Below are 18,579 nucleotides of genomic sequence, written 5' to 3'. Positions count from 1 at the left end.
AATTATTTTGCTGCCAGGGAACGCGTGAACTGAAATGCGCGCTGGCACTGGTCGGCATTGTAAGGAGCATGGCGAGAGTGTGCTGAAACGCGTGCTGACGCTACGAGGCGTCTCGTAAAATTGCAGGGTATATCAGAAGGTAAACCCTCTCAGAGGAGAGGGTTATCAGGAAATTTATGCTTTACTTCCCGGCGGGCGACGCCTCGACAGACTCTTCACGCCGGTTTTTGCCCACCGTTTCTCGCGCGTTATTCTCAATGCGATACTCAATGGTCACTCGTTCAACGCTGGTCGGCGTGACGGTAATCTCCTTTACCCTGGTCCCCGAGTCGGGCGGCAGGGTCATGATCGTCTCGCCTTCAGCAAGCCGTTTTCCGCTCTGCTTCACCTGCCACGTCAGGCGGCAATCCTCGCAGGCTGACCAGGTATCGTTGATCGCCCAAAGGCGGACCGTCGCCTCGCGTCCCTGACGCCAGACATCTGTAACGGGTTCGATGGAGGGGAGGATCGGTTGGTAGGCGCGCTTCAGGGCGTAGTAACCCGCCTTCGGTTTGCGCAGGTAATCCACCACCCCCCAGTTAATCGAGGGCCAGGTTTCGACAAACATAAAGTGGAAGAGGGCCGTCACCGGCTGATAGCGCTGTCGGCGATAGCTCTCCGCCGCCGTCGCCACCAGCTGCGCCTGATACGCCTGGGTATTGGCAATCATCTCCTGGATAGTATTGCCCCGGGGAATATTGGCGAATTTAAAGGTCTGGAAGGGCTGGAAGTTATGGTACTTCCAGTGCGTCCAGCCGGGATCGTCCGCCGCCGTACTCTTCGGCCACATAAGGCTCTCAGGGATGAAGGTTTTCAGGGTGGAGAGCCTCGGCAGCGCCTGGGCGCCAAACTCGGTGATAATCCCGGTTTTGGCGGGCGCCAGCAGATCGCGTATCGTGCCGAAGTACCAGCCCGCCCAGTAGTGCTCCTCCACGGCGGAAAAACGGTGCACGATGCGGGAGCTATCTTCCGCGAGCGTGTCGCCCACCCGTTTCGTCAGGGACTGGTTTAAGCTTTTGTTCCAGTCCGGGAAGCGTTTTTCCATCCACGGTGAGTTCCAGGGCGGCTCGTTGTGCCCGCCCCAGACGATGATGGCCGGCGAGTTACCGAACTGCTCAACCATCTGACGGGTCTGGCGAACCGCATTATCGGCAAAGGCGACGCTGTCATCATAGCCCCACTGCAGGGGCACATCCTGCCAGATCATCAGCCCCATCTCATCCGCTACATCATAGAGCGCGCGGCCTGCCACATGCCCGTGGACGCGAATGGCGTTGGCGTTCATCGCCTCCACCAGTTCGAAATCCCGGCGGTATTTTGCCCGCGTCATGGTGCCGAGCCAGGGGGAGCCAATATAGTTACTGCCCTTGATGAACAGCCGACGGTCGTTGATGAGCCAGCCTTTATTGTCCGGCTGCTCCTCCAGCTTGCGTAACCCGGTTCGGGTGAGGGCGGTATCCATCAGCCCCTGCTCATCCCGCAGCGAGGCCCGCACCCGGTAGAGGTTCGGCTTGCCGACGCCCACCGGCCACCAGAGCCTGGCGGAGCGCATTGGTAGCGAGACGTTCAGGGTGCCGGCGGTGCTGTTGAGCGTGACCGGGAAGTCCTGCTGAAAGTCCGGGCCGCTGAAATTGTCCGGCGCGGCGGAGAGGCGCAGGGTGGCGTGCCCATCCGCCAGCGCCCGGTAGCGAATCTCGGCGCGCAAGATGGGGTTTTGCAGCCCCTCGCGCCAGTCCGGGCGCAGGATCACCTCGTCAATCGTCACGCCGCGGCTCAGGTGCAGCTTCACCGGCGCCCAGATGCCGCCGGAGTTGGCATCCTGACCGTGCTCGGACCAGGCGCCGCCGGGGCGGGTGTCGTGCTGGTTAAGCACCCCTTTGACCAGGGTTTTGTGCAGCGGCCAGATGGTTTTCGGATCTTCGAACGGGCTCTCCACCCGAACGGCGAGCCGGTTATGGCGGCGCAGGGCGTCGCTTATATCCACCGGGAAGCGCTGGAAATAGCCTTCGTGGCGGGCAAGCGCCTTGCCGTTGAGCGTCACGTCGGCGAAATAATCCACGCCGTCAAACACCAGGGTAGCCATGGTATCCGGCGCGCGCTCCGGCAGGGTAAATTCGTGACGGTACCAGAGCGCGCCCTGATGATCGTATCCGGCGCTGTACCAGTTGGCGGGCACCCGGAGCGTGCGCCAGCCGCTGTCAGGGGCGCTGGCCCCGTTAAAAGTATTGTCGTTGGCATCATGCACGCGCCACTGCCCGGCCAGCGACCAGGTGACCGGCACAGGCGCCGCTTGCGCCAGCGGAAGCCAGACGACCAGCGGCAGAATAAGTTTAGGGATCATGATTTATCTCCTGCGCCCGGTGGTGCAGCCAGGCGGCACCGCGTCCGGCCTCGTTTAAGAGCTCGCCGCGCAGCGCCTTAAGCCCGGCCGGGTCCAGCGTTGTCGCCTGGCTCTCTAACTGCTGGAGCCGCTCTGCCAGTCCGGTAAAGCCGAGGGTGGCGGCTTCGCCGCGAAGCCGGTGCGCCGCCCGGCCCAGAGCCTCGCGGTCGTCACTGTCGATCGCCCGGGCTATTGTTGCTACCGCCTCGTCGAGCCCCTCGCCGAACAGATCCAGCAGCTCCTGTACCAGAGCGGGATCGTCCGCGCACTGTTTTAATAGCCGGGCTTCGTCCGGCAGCCCTTTATCACTCTGCGGGTTATGACTCTCCGGGCCGACGCGCGCAATCTCTTGCTGCAACGCCTCCTGGCTCACCGGCTTGGCAATATAGCCGTCGAACCCCATCGCCAGGCAGCGTTCTTTATCTCCCTGCATGGCGTGGGCGGTCATGGCGATGGCGGGCTGGTGGGCGCCCCCCCTGTCCTGCGTCTCTTCCCGCAGCAGGCGGATAGCGGTTTCGCCGTCCATCTCCGGCATTTGCAGGTCGATCAGCAGAATGTCCCAGGCGTGTTCCCGCCAGCGCTCCAGCGCCTCGCGCCCGTTATTGACCACTTCGCACCGGTGGCCGAGCCGCTCCAGCAGGCGCCGGGCGACTTTCTGGTTCACCAGATTATCCTCGGCCAGCAGAATGCGCAGCCCGGCCTGCGGCACGGCGGGCGCCGCTACGGGGGCCGGGGTCAGGACTGGGGCAGGTTCAAGCACGCTGGCAATCACCTGATGCAGCTCGCGCTGGGCAATGGGCTTATGCAGATAGTGGGCAATGCCGATGCGCTTAAGCATGTTGGCGTCAAAATGGCGGCTCATGGAGCTGAGCATAATGATATGGCTTTGTTCGGTCTGGGGCAGCACGGAGAGTTCGAGCGCCAGCGAAACGCCGTCCATATCCGGCATTTGCGCGTCCAGCAGGATCAGCGCCCAGCGCCTCTCTTCGGCTGCGCGCCGCAGCGCCTCGGCGGCGTTATTAACGCAGGTTGGCGCCAGCCCCATCTGGTGAAGCATGGTATCAAGCAGGCGCAGGTTGGTGCTGTTGTCATCCACCACCAGCACCCGTTCGCCATTGAAGCGCCCCACAGGCGCGGCGGCCTGCTGGCTCTCCAGCGGCAGGGTGAAAGCAAATTCGCTCCCCACGCCGGGCTGGCTCTCAACCGTCAGCTCCCCACCCATCAGGCTCACCAGCCGGGCCGAGATGGTCAGCCCCAGTCCGGTGCCGCCGTAACGGCGGGTGGTGGAGCTGTCGGCCTGGCTGAAGGCCTCGAAGATCGCTTTTTGCTTATCCGTCGGAATGCCGATGCCGCTGTCGCGGATGCGACAACGCCACCGACCTTCATCGTCAGCGGGCGCTATCGCCAGCAGCACTTCACCCTGGTGGGTAAACTTAAGGGCGTTGCCCAGCAGGTTGGTAAGGATCTGGCGCAGCCGGGGACCGTCCGCTACCAGCACCTCCGGCAGCTCGGGGGCAATATCCACCAGCAGCTCAATGCCTTTTTCGCTGGCGGCGGGCATGTGGGGGCGGATCAGCGACTGAATAAAGGGGCGGATCTCCAGCGGCTCCACATCCACCGACATCTTGCCCGACTCGATGCGGGAGAAGTCGAGAATGTCATTGATAATATGCAGTAGCGACTGGGCCGAACTCATGACCAGCGAAAGATACTCCCGCTGCTCCGGGTTAAGAGGGGTGTCCAGACAGAGCTGGGTCATGCCCAGAATGCCGTTCATCGGGGTGCAAATTTCGTGGCTCATGTTGGCGAGGAAGGCGCTCTTCGCCTCGTTAGCCTCCCGGGCCACCTTCGCCGCCTCTATGGCCAGCAGTTCCGCCTCTTTACGACGGGTAATATCCTGCAGGGTGCCGATCACCCGCTCGGCCTGCTGCTGCATGTTGAGAGTCACCACCTGGCCCGAAATCAACATCCAGCGCCAGCCCCGGGCGGCGTGCTGGACGCGAATTTCGCATTCGAATACCGGCATATGCGCCTGGCGAGAGGCGATCATCGCCTGGCGCAGGGTGGCGCGATCCTCCTCGTGCACCAGGTTAAGCAAAAAGCGCAGCGGATAGAGCAACTGCGTGCGCGACTCGCCCACCATCGCCAGCAGGGTATCGTTCACCTGCAGGCTGTCGTGGGAGACCTGCCAGTCCCAGATGCCGATCTGGATCGACTCCGCGGTAAGTAAAAAATCGTCGTGCAGCTGGTGGCGCGAGCGCTGGGCCTCATCCAGCTCGGTGATGTCCGTATGCAGGCTGATAATGCCGCCGTCCGCCAGCCGCTGATGCTGGACGTAGAGCCGCCGCTGACCCGACTGCCGCACTTCGCGATGACTCGGCTGACGGCAGTTGCGGATAATCGCTTCGCGCAGGGTCTGGCGGCGGCCAGGATCGATGTTATAGCCCGCATCGATAAATTTTTCCGCCAGGCTCTCCAGGGTGGCGCCGACGGCCAGCCAGGGGGTGATGACCGGGTAAAAGCGCGTCACCGGGTCGTTCCAGGCCAGCAGGCGCTCCGCCGGATCGTAGATCATTACCCCCATGGGCAGCGCGTTAAGATCGAAACAGGATCGCTCTTGCATGGTTATTCGCCTCCCGCCTGATAGTGCAGCTCCGCCTGGCGACGCAGGTACTCCAGCCCGGGCGCGATCGCCATCGCCCAGGCGGTGAGGATCTCCTCGTCGCAGAGGGGATCGCAGGCGCGAACGGTTCTGAGCATCGCTTCCCGCCAGAGGGCGAAAAACCGCGGCGGCAGGCGCAGCCCTTCATGGCTCTGCTCTCGCGCCAGCCGCTCCAGAAAGTCCGGCACGAAGAGCGCACCATCGACGGCCAGCATGGCGAAAAAGCTCTTAAAGAGCATCTGCTGGCCCTCCGCCTCCGGATGCCGGGCGAAGTGCTGCTCCGTTTCAGGAGACATATGGATAAATGTCTCCCGGAAGGCCTCAAAAAAGCGCTTTTTGTCGTTCTCCGGCAAGACGCGATTCAGGCTTGCCTCAAAGAGATCGCGATAAAACTTCATGGTGCACCCCTCGTGGCCCGTTCGCCGGGCAGACAGAGGCCGGGCGGGTTAAATTCATCCGTCGTGCGGCGGGAGAAATAGCTGTTCTCATCCGTAAGGCCGTTTTCAAACAGCGGCCCGGCGTTGTGTTTGTAATAGAGGGCTTCCAGCACCATGGCGTTGGTGGAGAGGGTCAGGGTCGGGTTGATATCGCCGGTCGCCTCAACACGTCCCTCAAACCAGCCCTGCTGCGGGTTGTTGAGATGGCGGGTGACCGCCATCAGAGCATCGGTATAGTCGTTTTCCCACAGCGCCCAGAGCAGGAAGACCGCTTTGGTAGAGACCTGCGCCAGCCGGGGGTAGTATTTGCCGTCGTCCCCCAGGGTGTTCCAGGCATAGCCGTTTCCCCAAACGGTGTCCTCAACGTGCCAGGGCGCCTGGGAGAGATAAAAATCGGCCCGCGCGGTGAGCACTTTGTCCTGCTCCCAGCGCGATTTCTGAGAGAGCCATATCCCTTCTGCCCGGGTGCGCAGCGCTTTTTGCACATCGGACGGTACGCCGGGCGGCTGCCAGCCGAACTCCACTCCCGGCAGCATCGCGGGGAGGGTGGTCAGCAGCGAGGGTTGCCAGGTGGTGCGCGGATCCCGGGCATCTACGGCGAGGCTGCGCTGAAAGAGGATCACATTACGCGAAGGGGGAGTGAACGCCTTTCCTGCCGGGAATCCCCACAGGCGAAACGCGCTGGCGGCGTACTCACTCTCACCCAGACGCAGCTCCTCGCGCAGCACCGGCTGGCCGTTCTGAACGGAGGCGGACCACAGTTCCCCCTCGTTATCCATCACCCGGCAGAAGTTCCAGCGCAGAATGATCTTATCCAGATACTCGCGATACTGGGGGGCGCGTTCGGCAGTAAGCCGCAGGGCCAGCATCAGTCGGGCCATATCCTTTGCCGACCAGCCGCTCTTTGCCGGTTTACCGGTAAAGTCGATGGGGGTCGCCGTCCGGCTGGAGTAAAGCCTGCCCGGGGTGCGGGTTTCGGTCAGGGTCAGCCGGTTAAGCGTGCCGAGCAGGCGCGTCAGGCGGGCGTCAAACTCAGGCTCCTGCACCAGCCCCAGATCCCGGGCGGCGAGCAGGGCGATGAGGGTGTCGCCCATTTGCCAGAGGGTGACCCGCGGCTGTTTGTCGCTGCCGTTCACCAGCCCGGTCTGCGGCTGGGTGTTATTTTCGAAATAGCGCCAGGCGATGCGGGCCCACGCCTGCTCCTGCGGCGTCAGGCTGTCGATGCGCGCGGTGGTGTGCCAGCCGCCCTTCGTCAGCCAGCGCCACCCTGCGCCCTCCCGGCTGAAGAGGGCGAGGGCAATAAGCAGCAGGAGGAGGGCGACCGCCAGCCAGCGGGCTACGGTTTTAAGCATTGCGCGGTCACCGGCGGCAGTTTGACAGGCTCGTCTGCACTACAGGCGGCGCACTGGCAGGCCTGGCAGGCGGGTTTCGTGCGCTGGGTGGTCCCGGTCTGTTCACACCAGCTCTTAACCGCCGGGGTGCTGCTCAGGAAGGGGCGGTTGCGCGGGGTATTATTGGGCTCGAAAAGATCCACCAGCTTTTTGTCCCAGAGCGAAGGGGCGAAATCGCGGTTTTTCGGGTTGTCGGTATTAAACCGCAGCAGCTTGCCCTCTTTCTTGAACAGCAGCGCCTCCAGCATGATGCCGTTGTTATTGGCGGTGAACTCTTTAATCGGGCCGTCGCCGTTTTCGTAAAGCCCCTCGTAGTAGCCTTTGCCCTCTTCGTTGGCGTTTTCAATGGTGTCCAGCAGGCGGTCGGTGTAGGGCGAGTTCCAGAGTACCCACATCCCCAGCGCCGCCTTCAGGGATACGGCGGCGGTGTTGGGGACATACTGGCCTTTGTCGGTGATGGTGTTCCAGTTAAAGCCGTCGCTAAAGACGGTGTCATACACAAAGTAGGGCGACTTATCCAGCTGGTGCTCGGAGCGGGCGGACAGTATCCCGGTAATCGCGTAGCGGTTCTCCTGAGCCTGATAGACCCGGTCGGCAAAGTTTTTCATCCACGGATGGGAGTAGTCGCGCGGGCTGTTATTCCGGTCCAGCGGATTGTCATACCCAAACTCCATGCCGTACAGCACGTAGGATTCGGTCACCACGTAGTTATGCTGGCTGGTTTGACGCGGATCGCGCGAGTCGTAGGGCACCAGCACGCAGTAGATCTCCGCCAGCTCGTAAGGCTGCGGGCGGCTGGCCTGACAGGTGCTAAACCCCCAGAGCTGGAAACCTGCCGCGCCATACTCTTCATAGCCCAGCCGTCCTTCCTGCACATATTTCGGCTGGCCGTTCTCCAGGTAGGCGCCGTACATCATGCCGCAAGGATCGATAACGTGGCTGAAGTCCCACCCCAGCACCACGTTATCGATGCTGTTGGCATACTCCGGGTAACGCTCTTTGATCACTTTTAGCCAGATCAGCATCCTGCCGATATCCAGCGCCGAGAAGCCAATCTCCCCCGGTTTATTCTGGTAGTTCACCTTCTGGCCGGTAATGGTGTTGTAGGCCTTGTTGGGCAGCTCGTTGCGGAAAAGATCCAGCTTGTTCAGGGTGGCGAGCAATTTCAGCATCCGGCGGTCAAACTCGGCTTTATCAATGATCCCCAGCTCCCGCGCCGCCGTCATGGCGGCCATATAGGAGGCGCTGTCCCACATAGTGGTGGAGGGGTATTTATTTACCGCATTGACCAGCCCGGTGGTGGGCTGGAAGTTGGCGACAAAATATTGCCAGGCGTTTTTGGCGATAGCCATCTCCCTGGGAGTTAGCTCGCCGCTGCGCGGTTCGTACTCCGAGGCCGGCAGCCCGCTGGCGGCCTGTGCAGCGGAAAGCGTGAGCCAGCACGCCATAAGCCCGGCCAGAAGAGGAAAAAAGAGGAGAAATTTCAGCTTCATGGCGTAGCTCCTGCTGAAGAAGTAGGGGAAGTCGTCAGGCTCAGACAGGCCAGACAGAGCATCTGGCCGTGGGCAATATAGGCCAGGCTTTCGAGCACGATGGCGTTGGTATCAGCGTCAATCACGTCATTCACGCTGCTGTTCAGGTTAAGTCCGCGCTGCCACCCCTTGCCGGGCACCTGCAGCGTCTGAACCTGCTGGCGCAGCGCTTCGCTCCAGCCGTTGCGGAACAGAGCGTACCAGGCGAAGGCGGAGCGGGTGGAGGTGATCGCGGTCTGTTCCGGGGTGGCATCGCGCAGGGCGCTGGTTTGCAGCGGCTGGCGATCGGGCAGATCGTTTACGTAGTCCGGCGCGGGCTCAGCGTAGTCGGTGCTGATGGGCGGCTTGCTCACGCGCAGCCCGTGACGGCGCTGCTGGATCTGCATAATGCGCCAGGCGATCTCCGCGCTCTGGGCGTCGAAGCCCAGCTCAAGGCCGGTTAACAGGTAGGGGAGGCTGATAAGCGATGGCTGTCGGCCCCAGGGGGTACGTAGCCCCTCGTCGGGCACCATAATGCCGTCGATATCGATCATCTGCTGCCCCTCCGGCGGGTTGGTCACCGCCAGCCCCGCCGCGCTGTCGATCAGCCGAAGCGTATGGCTGGCATACAGACGATAACCGAAGCTGTTTCTGGGCTCGTCCGCCGCCAGTGCCCAGTGGTGGAGCGGCGCTGCGGCCTGGGTCGCGGGATTACTGGCGATCAGGGCTCCGACCTTCCACTGGTTAAAGAGGTCGCGCACGGCGGCGGCGTGCTGGGGATAGCGCCACAGCAGGGTTTGCAGGGCATTGAGCAGGCGGCCCATGCCGATAGCGGAAGAGTCTGGCTTGCCCAGCATTTGCAGCGTGTCCGCATGATAATAAGCGGCGGGTAGCCCTTCGGGATTTAGCGGGAGCTGCCCCAGCGTAAACAGCGCCGCGGTGATGCGTTCATCAAACTCGCCGGTGGTCAGGATATTGAGCTGTTTTGCCGCCGCCACGGCAAAAAGATAGCTGCCGATGCTCCACAGGCTGAACCAGGGCTCGCCATCGTGGGCGTTGGCCAGGCCGTTCGGCTGGGTATTGTTGACATAATATTGCCAGGCTACCCGGGCCCAGATCGCCTCATCGAAGGTGAGTTCACGCGTGGCGGGCAGGGGTGGGAAATCTTTACTCAGGGTCATGCCCGCGCTGCTCTCCACGCGCGAAGGCATCTGTTTCTCCACCCAGACGACGATGGCGAAGCCCAGCAGGAAACCGATCAGAATAGTGAGGTAGCTGCGGGCCGACAGCAGCGCATCGCGTTTTCTCATTGGCTCGCCTCCTCTTCGGCCGGGGTCCAGACGGCGGCCAGAATCAGCGGCAGCATGGCGGCAATATTCACCGCACCCCAGAAAATATTGATGACGTAGCCGGAAGGGTCGTCAACCTGGCCACGGGCTACCTGTATTCCGCCCCAGATGAGGCCCGCCAGGGTGAGCACGACGATAGCGATCTGCGGCTTCACCAGGTAGAGAAAACGCCCTGTCTGCCGCTCTTTGGGGGTGACGTGAAATTTTATCTGCTCGCCGCGCAGCACCGTATCGAGCGCCCGCAGATTCATGGAGAAAAACGAGAGATACGATGCCCTGCCATCCCAGGCTGATATGCCCCAGGTGCCGAACATAAACGCCAGCTCGGAGACGATGAAAAAGGGCAAAAAGTGGAGATAAAAGGGCTCAGACCAGGCCGATACCGGGGGAATACCGGTAAAGAGATAGATAATCGGCGAGATCAGGAAAATGGTATTCCATACGCAGGCCATGTAGGACCAGAAGGTGGTGGCATACATCAGCGTTTGCGGCAGGGAGAGCTTAAAGCGGCGGCGGCTGAAGATATTGTCGTGAAACAGAATATCCAGCGAGCCGGCGGCATATTTAAAACGCTGGATCATCCAGGTCAGCATATCCTGCGGGGAGAGCATCTTGGATTCAATGCGCGGGTGCATGACCGAGCGCCAGCGGCGCGCGGCATCGCCGTGCAGCAGGATAGAGGTGTAAATATCCTCGGAAACGTGGAATTTATATGGGGTCAGCTCCGTATCGAAGGCTACATGGGGACGCATGGCCTCCTGCAGGGTTTCGCGCATCGCCGGATCGCGTATGTCCCGGGTATGGCGGTCGATCTCCTCTTCGACGGTCCAGACGTAGCTGCGCAGCGCCGCCTGCATCACCGCCTCGCGTCGATGCACCGAGGCCGCGCCGCAGCAGAAGGCGGCATTAGCCCAGTTGCGGCGGCGTAAAATCACGTCGTAGAACATGCGCGGATCGTTGAAAAAGGGATCCCGGCCAAGGGTCACCGGGCCGATAAATTTCTGGGCGAGCCAGCCCAGGCTGTATCCCGCTTTACCCGCCCTGCGCCCGAGCCAGTCCGCCAGATTCTCCCCTTCCGGCAGGTCAAAGAACCACTGGGGCGTCTGCACCCAGGCGACGTCCGGATCGCGGAAATAACCCAGCGTATGGCTGAGCAGCGTGGGGAAAACGCGGGTATCGGCATCGCAGATGATCAGGAAATCGCCGTCGGTCTGCTCAAGTCCGTTACGCAGGTTGCCCGCCTTAAAGCCGATATTGGTCTGGCGGGTAATGTAGTTAGCGCCTTCCTCTTCGCATACGGCTTTCATCTCCGGACGCCGGCCATCATCCAGCACATGTACCTTGTAATCCAGCGGGACAGGGTAGGCCATTTTCATGGCGTCGCGGATGGAGAGCCGCACCAGCTCCACATCTTCGTAGTAGGTGGCGATAATGAGATCGACCTTTATCGGCCTGGTCTCCTCGGCATCTTCCGGCCGCAGGCAGTCGTTGATCTCAGACGGCGGGGGCGTTTGCGGCGGATCCTCTTCCTTCCACAAGTTAATGGTGAACAGCACCGTGCCGATCCAGGCCAGGGTTTCCGCCAGCACCAGCGGAATGGCGTACCAGAGCGCGTCGGTATTTAATGAGGCCGTCCAGCGCCAGTAAATATAGTTGGCGCCAAGAATAAGTGCGGCCACCGCTAATACCTGCCAGGTCATCATGACCCAGCGCGGCGTTTTAAGCGGTTCAGGCGGACGACGATGTTCAAAACGGGAAAAATAAAAATCCATAGCGAAGGATATCCTGATTCCACGATGACAATAAATTAAAAGCCTGTTACCGACAGGGAGAACGCCACGGAAATAACGCTCACAAAAACATAATTTAAGGTAAGTGTAGAACGCGGATAAAAATATTCCAGCAGGTTAAATTGCAACAGTTTAGGGGTGCTTAAATAAAAGTTAATTATTAATAAGGTTTTTCCCTGTGTACCGCAATAATTGCCAGATGAAGACATTTACGCTATCTAAATTATTAGCACGATGCTTTTTCAGGATCATTAACAGGACTCCCTATGAGCCAGATTGCGCCTGCAATACCGCAAGAAAAAAACATAAAATCAAGGGCATGGCGTTATTCTCTTGCCGGGAATCGCGATCTGCGTATTGATTTTATGCGCGGAATTGCGCTGGTAATGATGGTGGTGGCGCATACAGAAGTGATGTCGATATTTAATATATTTACCTGGGAGCGTTTTGGTCTGACGACCGGTGCGGAAGGATTTGTCATTCTTTCCGGATTTATGCTGGGGATGTTAAATCGTGCCAGATTACAAAAAGCTGTCTTGCTCACTATTTCCTGGGGGCTTTACCTCAGAGCGTGGAAAATATATCGGGTAAATATTATTATCATTTTATCTTTTCTGTTGCTGGGGTATTTGCCTTTTATAAACGTTTTTGAAGTGATCCATTTTACCGACCGTTTTTCGGGCACTACCTGGTCCCTTTATCCGGTGACGCCGCAGATAAAAGAGACCTGGTTTAACATTGTTCTCTATCTGCAAATTGGCCCTCACCAGACGCAAATTTTAGGGCTCTATATCTTTCTCCTGCTGTTAAGCCCCCTGTTTTTAGGTATGTTGCAAAGGGATAAGGTGTACTGGCTACTGGGCCTTTCGCTGCTGGTTTACTGCTGCTGGCAGCGCTGGCCGGTACGGATAACCCCGTCGCAGTTTGAGTTCGCCTTTCCGCTGCTGGCGTGGCAGTTTATTTTTGTGCTGGGGATGAGTTGCGGCTGGTATAAAGAGGAGTTGCTCTCTTTCGCTCGCACTCCCGCCGGCAAAGTGGTGGTCGCGGCGCTGGTGGTGGTTGCGCTGGTCCTCGGCTTTGTCGCCCAGAATCATACCAACCCCTTTATGCCGCCCGCGCTCCTGATGCATACCCTCCCCGCGGCGGACTTTAACGCTTTTTACCATACCTGGGCGGCAAAAAACGGTCTGGGCCCGGTGAGGGTGCTGAACGATATCTGCCTGATGGTAACGGTCTATCTCCTCCTGACCTGGTGCTGGCAACCTCTTCACCGGCTGGCGGGCTGGTTTCTTATCCCGCTCGGCCAGCGCTCGCTTTATACCTTTATTTTGCACGTCTACGTCGTGCTCGCGGTAAGCCAGTTTGTGACCTTCGATCTGTGGCGTCAGGAGTGGATAGTGAACACCGTTGTACATGCAGCGGCGCTTGGTGTGCTGTGGCTACTGGCGAAATATAACGTCGCCGCACGCTGGATACCTAACTAAGGAAGGGGAGATGCGGGAGAGATATTTGCTGGCCTGCGCACTCTTGTGCATTGCCACCGGCGCAGAGGCGGCGCCGAAGGAGGATGCCGGGACACTGCGCGACAACAACGGCGAGCCGGTGCAGGCGGGGGTATTTACCAGCCGCTGGGGGCGGCTTTTCTCTGGCAATGAGGATGTTTTTTCCGGCGCGCTGAGCTTTAGCTCGGGCCTGAAAGAGCAGTGGATGACTATCCCCAACAGCTCAGACAGCGCTGAGCAGAAGCGAAAATATAACCAGACGCTGAACCTGAGCCTGCAATATTCCCCCTACAGCTACTGGTTTGCCAACGTCACGTCGCGTCTACCGGTCACCGACACCAGCCGCTACACCGCTGACTTCCGCTACAGCTTTGGCTACGACGACTGGCACGCGAATACCCTTAGCCTGGTGTACAGCAACTACGGGGATAACCGCTTCTGGACCTCGGGCAGCGGTCGTCACACTTACTTCGAGCAAGGGGCGGTAACCCTGGCCTACAAATTCTCGCTGCCGAAACCGGTGGAGAATACGCTGTTGATCAACAAAGGAGACGCCATTATCTGCCAGGTGGGCTACAGCTGGGTGCCGCGCTACTACGATCTGGAGAGCAACGATATCCGCAAAAACAAAAACGTGATGCTGGGCGGATGCGGTTACACCTTCAAACAACATTTCTTTGTGCGCGCCACGGCGTTCTGGTTCCCGGACAGCAGCCAGCAGCAGCCCTGGAACGGCGATTACAGCTACAGCTTCGGCTATGCGGGCTATACGCCAGGCTCATTCTCCGTTCAGTATGCCAACTATTCCGGCACCCGTTATCCCGGCCACCAGAGCGGCAACGGAAAGTTTCGTGAAGGAACGGTTAGCCTTATCTGGTTCTTACCGCTTTAGGGGGCGAGAGAGTGACGCAGCATGTACTGATTGTGGAAGATTCACGGCTCTATCGGCGGCTGTTGAGCGGGATGCTGGCGCAGTGGGGCTATAAGGTCAGCGAGGCGGAAAACGGCCTCGCCGCGCTGCAGATCCTCGAAAGCCAGCCGGTCAGCCTGGTCATCAGCGACTGGGAAATGCCGGAGATGGACGGCCTGACGCTGTGCCGGGAGATCCGCAGCCGCCAGATTGGTCACTATATCTATGTCATTCTGCTTACCGCCCGTGAAAATCCAGACGATCTGACGCTGGGTTTTGACGCCGGCGCGGATGACTTTCTCAGCAAGCCTGTCGAGCAGAGCGAACTGCGGGCGCGGCTGCATGCGGGGGCGCGTATTCTCTCCCTGGAGGCGACCCTCGCCGCCCGCAACGCCCGCCTTAGTGAGGCCCTACGCCAGATTGAACAAGATCTCGAGGTGGCGGCGCGTATCCAGCAGTCGGTGCTGCCCGCGCACCAGCAGCGCTACCGGGACTACTTTTCCGACTGGCTCTTTCTGCCCTCGGCCTGGGTTTCCGGGGATATCTTTAACGTCTTCCCGCTGGATAACCATCTGGGCTTTTACTGCGTGGACGTCTCCGGCCACGGCGTGGGGGCGGCAATGATGTCCCTTGCGGTGGCCCGCCAGTTTTTGCACGGCAGGGCGGTAGAGCGCTTTCTCTTTACTGCCGACGACGAGGTGGCGTCCCCCGCCGAGGTGGTGCGCATCCTCAACGGCCGTTTTTGCAGCGATGAGGTAGAGATAGTCAGCTATTTCACCATGATTTACGGCGTCATCGATCTTGACACCGGCGAGGGGAAACTGTGCCAGGCCGGTCACCCGACCCCCTTTATCGTCAGCCCGGACGGTGAGGTCAGAGCCGTTGGCAGCGGCGGAGCACCGGTGGGACTGATGCCGGATCTCAGCTGGACGGATGTCGACTTCACGCTGGCGGCTGGCGAGCGGCTCTGCCTGTTCAGCGACGGCATTACCGAATGTGAAAACCTCGCCGGGGAACAGTTTGGCCCGCAGCGGCTGCAGGAGGCGCTGCGGCACGGGGCCGCCCTCGGACTGAACGATCTCCTGGCGCAGTTTGCCCGGCACCTTATTCACTGGCGCAGCGGGGAAAACCAGGAGCAGCCAACGATGGCCGATGATGTTTCACTCTTAGTGATTGAGCGTAAAGGAGAAGAGCAATGAATATTGATACAGAGCGGCAGCCCGATGTGAACATTATGACCCCGGCGGTGCGTCGGCTGGATGCCTCGGTGGCGGGGGCGTTTAAGGAGGCGATTACCCGCGAGATCGGTGAAGATCGCAAAGCCCTGATCGTCGACTTCAGCAAAATCGATTTTATCGACAGTAGCGGTCTGGGAACCCTGGTTTCCCTGCTGAAAATGATGAACGGTAAAGGCGATATGGTGCTCTGCGCGCTGAACCCCGGCATCCGCAACATGTTTAGCCTGACCCGGATGGATCGCATTTTCCGCATCTGCCCGGACCGCGCCGCAGCGCTGGCGCAGCTGAATCAATAATATGGCCGTGGCTCACGAGATTGCGCTTCCGGCCGCGTTAAGCTCGCTCTCGCCGCTGGCGGAGTGGCTGGCGCAGCAGATGGCCTCGCTGCCCGTGGACGAAACCTGGCGCTTTGCGCTGGATCTCGCCGCCTGCGAGACGGCGACCAATATCATCCGCTATGCGCTGCACGAAGATCAACGCCAGCTTTTTAACGTGACGTTTATCGCCGCCGACGCTGGCGTGACCCTGCGCTTTACCGATGCAGGGACGCCTTTTCCCGCTGAACGCCTGGCTGCGGCGCGTGATGAGGCGTTTGATGACGACACGCTGCTCGCAGAAAGTGGCCGGGGGCTCAGACTGATCCTGCTGTCGGTAGACAGTTTTGACCTCGAACGCCGGGACGGAAAGAATATTGCGGTGCTGGAAAAAGGGTGGTGAGGGCTGAAAAGCAAAACCTCCCACCGGGCGGTGAGAGGGGCAAACTTACGCGATCGCCGGGCTGGCGATAGCGGCTTTGGTGTTTTCGTTAACTTTGTACATGTATGTGGTCGAATCCAGGGTGTTTTCAACCGACTGCGCATAAAACGGAATCGACCCCGCGGTCTGCCAGCCAAGCGAGCGGTAGAGGTCGCTGGCCACGTCACCACTGCGTGTATCCAGCACCAGCAAAACGAGTCCCTTTTCCCAGGCCAACTGTTCTGCCTGCATCATCAGCGCGCTTGCAATTCCCTGGCGACGTGCTTGAGGGTGAACCAGCAGCTTGGTAATTTCTGCCCGGTGGCGGCCATTAGGCGTGGCGCAATAGTTAACCATGACGGTACCGGCTGCCGTGCCGTTATCCAGGGCGATGAAAAGATCGCAATCGCGGCGCGCAAGGCTATCTATGTTTTCCTGCCAGAAACGATCGATGGCAGGACGGTCGGTGGGATCGATAAAACCGACACTCGCGCCATCTTTTACGCACGCCTGCAAAACATCACCTAATTCTGAGAAGCGTTGACGTGCCTCGTCAGCAGTAAGACGTTTATATTCAATCATGATTTACATACCACCAGAATATAGTGGGCGCCGAGAGTTTCATGTGCCCTGAATGATGAGGTTCCCGATAAATGAAAACGTAAACTGTCACCTTTTTTCAGATGCCATGTTTCCGCATTCATGGTAATAATCAACTCCCCTGCATGTAACCAGATATATTGCTCCAGCCCCTGAACCGGCGGCTGAAGATATTCAATATAAGCACCCGGACGTAATTTCCCGTCAATCATTTCGCAGCGGAAGGCGTTAGACGGCGGTATTAACAGGCGTCGCTCAAACCCGCTGAGCTCATCATGCCACAGGCTCTGCTCCCCGGCCCGGAACAGGTTATCGGCGACCTGCTCAACCTCGCTGATCAGCCGGGACATGGTCATACCGTATACGCTACAGAGCTGGTTGAGCACTTCCGCGGTGGGGCTGACTTCACCCCGTTCAATGCGTGACAGTGAGGCTCTGCTTATCCCCGACGCCGCAGAGAGGTCCTCCAGCGAACGGTTATGCTGTAGGCGTAGCGCGGCCAGACGTGCCGCCAGCTTTTCCCTGTAGTCCTGATTGTTCATACTGGCTTCCCGTATGTGAGACAAAATTCTCTAATGAGAGATAATACTTCACGCTGAACGCGAGTCAAGCACCACTGAAAAAATCCTGCAAAAGAAAAATTCACAATTTCAAGATCAAAAAACCTATTAAATTTTTGTTAAATTTTTTATTGCGCCTGCGGGTAATTGAATTTATTACTAGTTAGCCAGCTATATTTCGTGGCCAACAGAACAATTAAAAATAACCAACAGGACAACCTATGACAACCAAACCCGCCGCTGAAATCTGCGCGGCACCGGGGCTTTTTCAGACGCTAAAAACATTTCCTGCAACCGTACACGCGCTGCTCTTTTTTACCTTCGTTATACGGTTTAGCTATTTTATGGCATGGCCCTTTATCGCCGTCATCATGACCCAGAATTACCATATGTCTCCCATCGCCATTGGCGTGGCGATGACCAGCAGCGCCCTGATCTCGGTGGTGCTCGGCATGTACGGCGGGCAGATTTCGGACCGCATGGGGCGGCGGGTGATCCTTCTGTTGGGGTGCGGGTTCTCCGCCGTGGGCTATATCACGCTGGCGCAGGCGAGCGGGATGGGGCTGTTTATCACCGGCCTGATGATCATCGGGGTCTGTTTTGCCTGGGTCGATCCCCCGGTGCGCGCGCTGATGAGCGATCTGCTGGGCGATCGCCGTCGCCGGGCGCTGGCCCTGCAAATGCGTTACTACCTGATCAACGTCGCGGCGGTGTTTGGCCCGCTGGTGGGGCTGGTCTTTGGCCTGACATCCCAGAAGGGGACATTCCTGATCACGGGCTTAACCTATCTGCCATTTTTCGTCTATGTACTGCTGTTTATCCCGGCGGGGAAACTGGTGGGTGAGCCACAGTCTGGCAGCGCGCCGGCCATCAGGCTGCATCAGATGATGGGGATTATCGCCAAAGACCGAATCTATGTTGCGGCGCTGCTGTGTAGCATCTTGTGCAGTATCGTTTTTATCCATTATGAAGCCGTCCTGCCGCAGTATCTGATGCTACTGGATGGCAACGGGGCGGTGAAGCTCATCACCCTGATCCTGGTCACCAATGCCTGCACCGTGCTGGTGTTTCAGAGCCTGATTGTGCGGTTTATGGCGCAGATTAACCTGCCGAAACGGATACTTCTGGGCGGCGTCATTTTCGCCTTATCGCAGCTCTGTTTTTTTGCCACCCGTTCAACGGAGGTGTGGATCTGGCTGACCTTTACCGCCGTCTTCAGTATGGGGGAGGCGATTCTGATGCCAAACCTGAATATTTTGCTCGATCAGCTCGCGCCGGCGGAGCACCGGGGTGCCTATCTGGGGGCCTCAACGTTATCGACGCTGGGGGTTGCGGTCGGGCCGTTAATCGGCGGGGTGATGCTCGCCATGACCGGGGCGGGGGTCTTTATCTGCACGGCCTTGCTCAGCCTGCTGCTGTGCGCGATTATTTATCTCAGCCGGGCACGGATGCTGGCTCGTTTGCAGGAGACATAA

Annotated in this window: 15 protein-coding genes; 6 read left to right on the top strand and 9 right to left on the bottom strand. The window is 59.3% G+C overall.

Features of this window, described 5'->3' with window-relative positions; all coding sequences use genetic code 11:
- Positions 1-181 precede the first annotated feature (181 nt).
- The 7 genes from C2U54_RS17465 to C2U54_RS17435 are packed head-to-tail and all read right to left on the bottom strand — an operon-like array spanning position 182 to position 11,541.
- A complete protein-coding gene (locus C2U54_RS17465) occupies positions 182-2,380 on the bottom strand; it encodes a glycoside hydrolase family 2 protein (protein WP_103179798.1) in 2,199 nt (732 codons plus the stop codon).
- Positions 2,370-5,042 (bottom strand): response regulator, encoded by a 2,673-nt coding sequence (locus tag C2U54_RS17460; RefSeq protein WP_103179797.1) that lies wholly within the window; start codon positions 5,040-5,042, stop codon positions 2,370-2,372. Before C2U54_RS17460 ends, C2U54_RS17465 begins: the two co-directional genes overlap by 11 nt.
- Positions 5,043-5,044: 2 nt before the next feature.
- The gene (locus tag C2U54_RS17455) at positions 5,045-5,479 is read right to left on the bottom strand and encodes a globin (protein ID WP_103179796.1); all 435 of its coding nucleotides are present in this window, start codon (positions 5,477-5,479) and stop codon (positions 5,045-5,047) included.
- Positions 5,476-6,870 carry a DUF3131 domain-containing protein gene (locus tag C2U54_RS17450; protein ID WP_103179795.1) on the bottom strand — a complete coding sequence of 465 codons (1,395 nt, stop codon included), beginning with the start codon at positions 6,868-6,870 and terminating at the stop codon, positions 5,476-5,478. Before C2U54_RS17450 ends, C2U54_RS17455 begins: the two co-directional genes overlap by 4 nt.
- Positions 6,855-8,402, bottom strand: a complete 1,548-nt coding sequence (locus C2U54_RS17445; protein ID WP_103179794.1) for a DUF3131 domain-containing protein — start codon at positions 8,400-8,402, stop codon at positions 6,855-6,857. The genes C2U54_RS17450 and C2U54_RS17445 overlap by 16 nt, the downstream gene beginning before the upstream one ends.
- On the bottom strand, positions 8,399-9,730 hold the full coding sequence (locus C2U54_RS17440; protein ID WP_103179793.1) for a DUF3131 domain-containing protein: 1,332 nt from the start codon (positions 9,728-9,730) through the stop codon (positions 8,399-8,401). The genes C2U54_RS17445 and C2U54_RS17440 overlap by 4 nt, the downstream gene beginning before the upstream one ends.
- Positions 9,727-11,541: a glycosyltransferase gene (locus C2U54_RS17435; protein ID WP_103179792.1), complete on the bottom strand. Its 1,815-nt coding sequence runs from the start codon at positions 11,539-11,541 to the stop codon at positions 9,727-9,729. The genes C2U54_RS17440 and C2U54_RS17435 overlap by 4 nt, the downstream gene beginning before the upstream one ends.
- Positions 11,542-11,825: 284 nt before the next feature.
- Here C2U54_RS17435 and opgC point away from each other — a divergent pair, with 284 nt between their 5' ends.
- The 5 genes from opgC to C2U54_RS17410 all read left to right on the top strand — a co-directional run bounded on the left by opgC (position 11,826) and on the right by C2U54_RS17410 (position 15,926).
- On the top strand, positions 11,826-13,043 hold the full coding sequence (opgC, locus tag C2U54_RS17430) for an OpgC domain-containing protein (RefSeq protein ID WP_103179791.1): 1,218 nt from the start codon (positions 11,826-11,828) through the stop codon (positions 13,041-13,043).
- 10 nt (positions 13,044-13,053) lie between these two features.
- Positions 13,054-13,953 carry a hypothetical protein gene (locus C2U54_RS17425; protein ID WP_103179790.1) on the top strand — a complete coding sequence of 300 codons (900 nt, stop codon included), beginning with the start codon at positions 13,054-13,056 and terminating at the stop codon, positions 13,951-13,953.
- Between the two features lie 71 nt (positions 13,954-14,024).
- Entirely contained in the window at positions 14,025-15,170 is a 1,146-nt protein-coding gene (locus C2U54_RS17420; protein WP_409454952.1) for a PP2C family protein-serine/threonine phosphatase, read from the top strand.
- Complete coding sequence (locus C2U54_RS17415; RefSeq protein WP_103179789.1) at positions 15,167-15,505, top strand: STAS domain-containing protein; 339 nt, start codon at positions 15,167-15,169, stop codon at positions 15,503-15,505. Before C2U54_RS17420 ends, C2U54_RS17415 begins: the two co-directional genes overlap by 4 nt.
- 1 nt (position 15,506) lies before the next feature.
- Positions 15,507-15,926 carry an ATP-binding protein gene (locus C2U54_RS17410; protein WP_103179788.1) on the top strand — a complete coding sequence of 140 codons (420 nt, stop codon included), beginning with the start codon at positions 15,507-15,509 and terminating at the stop codon, positions 15,924-15,926.
- Between the two features lie 45 nt (positions 15,927-15,971).
- Here the strand turns inward: C2U54_RS17410 and C2U54_RS17405 are convergent, their stop codons facing one another.
- Together C2U54_RS17405 and C2U54_RS17400 are read right to left on the bottom strand one after the other, a co-directional pair.
- Positions 15,972-16,526: a GNAT family N-acetyltransferase gene (locus C2U54_RS17405; RefSeq protein WP_103179787.1), complete on the bottom strand. Its 555-nt coding sequence runs from the start codon at positions 16,524-16,526 to the stop codon at positions 15,972-15,974.
- On the bottom strand, positions 16,523-17,086 hold the full coding sequence (locus C2U54_RS17400; protein ID WP_103179786.1) for a helix-turn-helix domain-containing protein: 564 nt from the start codon (positions 17,084-17,086) through the stop codon (positions 16,523-16,525). The genes C2U54_RS17405 and C2U54_RS17400 overlap by 4 nt, the downstream gene beginning before the upstream one ends.
- A 239-nt stretch (positions 17,087-17,325) precedes the next feature.
- On the opposite strand from C2U54_RS17400, the gene C2U54_RS17395 reads away from it, so the two are divergent.
- Positions 17,326-18,579 carry an MFS transporter gene (locus tag C2U54_RS17395; RefSeq protein WP_103179785.1) on the top strand — a complete coding sequence of 418 codons (1,254 nt, stop codon included), beginning with the start codon at positions 17,326-17,328 and terminating at the stop codon, positions 18,577-18,579.

Source organism: Leclercia sp. LSNIH1 (genome assembly GCF_002902985.1).
Lineage (GTDB): Bacteria > Pseudomonadota > Gammaproteobacteria > Enterobacterales > Enterobacteriaceae > Enterobacter.
The sequence above is the reverse complement of the archived record's forward strand: the minus strand, read 5'-3'. Positions and strand labels throughout refer to the sequence as shown.

Coding starts and splice junctions, on each gene's coding strand:
- C2U54_RS17465 (WP_103179798.1), bottom strand. CDS start 2,380: ATGATCCCTAAACTTATTCTGCCGCTGGTCGTCTGGCTTCCGCTGGCG.
- C2U54_RS17460 (WP_103179797.1), bottom strand. CDS start 5,042: ATGCAAGAGCGATCCTGTTTCGATCTTAACGCGCTGCCCATGGGGGTA.
- C2U54_RS17455 (WP_103179796.1), bottom strand. CDS start 5,479: ATGAAGTTTTATCGCGATCTCTTTGAGGCAAGCCTGAATCGCGTCTTG.
- C2U54_RS17450 (WP_103179795.1), bottom strand. CDS start 6,870: ATGCTTAAAACCGTAGCCCGCTGGCTGGCGGTCGCCCTCCTCCTGCTG.
- C2U54_RS17445 (WP_103179794.1), bottom strand. CDS start 8,402: ATGAAGCTGAAATTTCTCCTCTTTTTTCCTCTTCTGGCCGGGCTTATG.
- C2U54_RS17440 (WP_103179793.1), bottom strand. CDS start 9,730: ATGAGAAAACGCGATGCGCTGCTGTCGGCCCGCAGCTACCTCACTATT.
- C2U54_RS17435 (WP_103179792.1), bottom strand. CDS start 11,541: ATGGATTTTTATTTTTCCCGTTTTGAACATCGTCGTCCGCCTGAACCG.
- opgC (WP_103179791.1), top strand. CDS start 11,826: ATGAGCCAGATTGCGCCTGCAATACCGCAAGAAAAAAACATAAAATCA.
- C2U54_RS17425 (WP_103179790.1), top strand. CDS start 13,054: ATGCGGGAGAGATATTTGCTGGCCTGCGCACTCTTGTGCATTGCCACC.
- C2U54_RS17420 (WP_409454952.1), top strand. CDS start 14,025: ATGCTGGCGCAGTGGGGCTATAAGGTCAGCGAGGCGGAAAACGGCCTC.
- C2U54_RS17415 (WP_103179789.1), top strand. CDS start 15,167: ATGAATATTGATACAGAGCGGCAGCCCGATGTGAACATTATGACCCCG.
- C2U54_RS17410 (WP_103179788.1), top strand. CDS start 15,507: ATGGCCGTGGCTCACGAGATTGCGCTTCCGGCCGCGTTAAGCTCGCTC.
- C2U54_RS17405 (WP_103179787.1), bottom strand. CDS start 16,526: ATGATTGAATATAAACGTCTTACTGCTGACGAGGCACGTCAACGCTTC.
- C2U54_RS17400 (WP_103179786.1), bottom strand. CDS start 17,086: ATGAACAATCAGGACTACAGGGAAAAGCTGGCGGCACGTCTGGCCGCG.
- C2U54_RS17395 (WP_103179785.1), top strand. CDS start 17,326: ATGACAACCAAACCCGCCGCTGAAATCTGCGCGGCACCGGGGCTTTTT.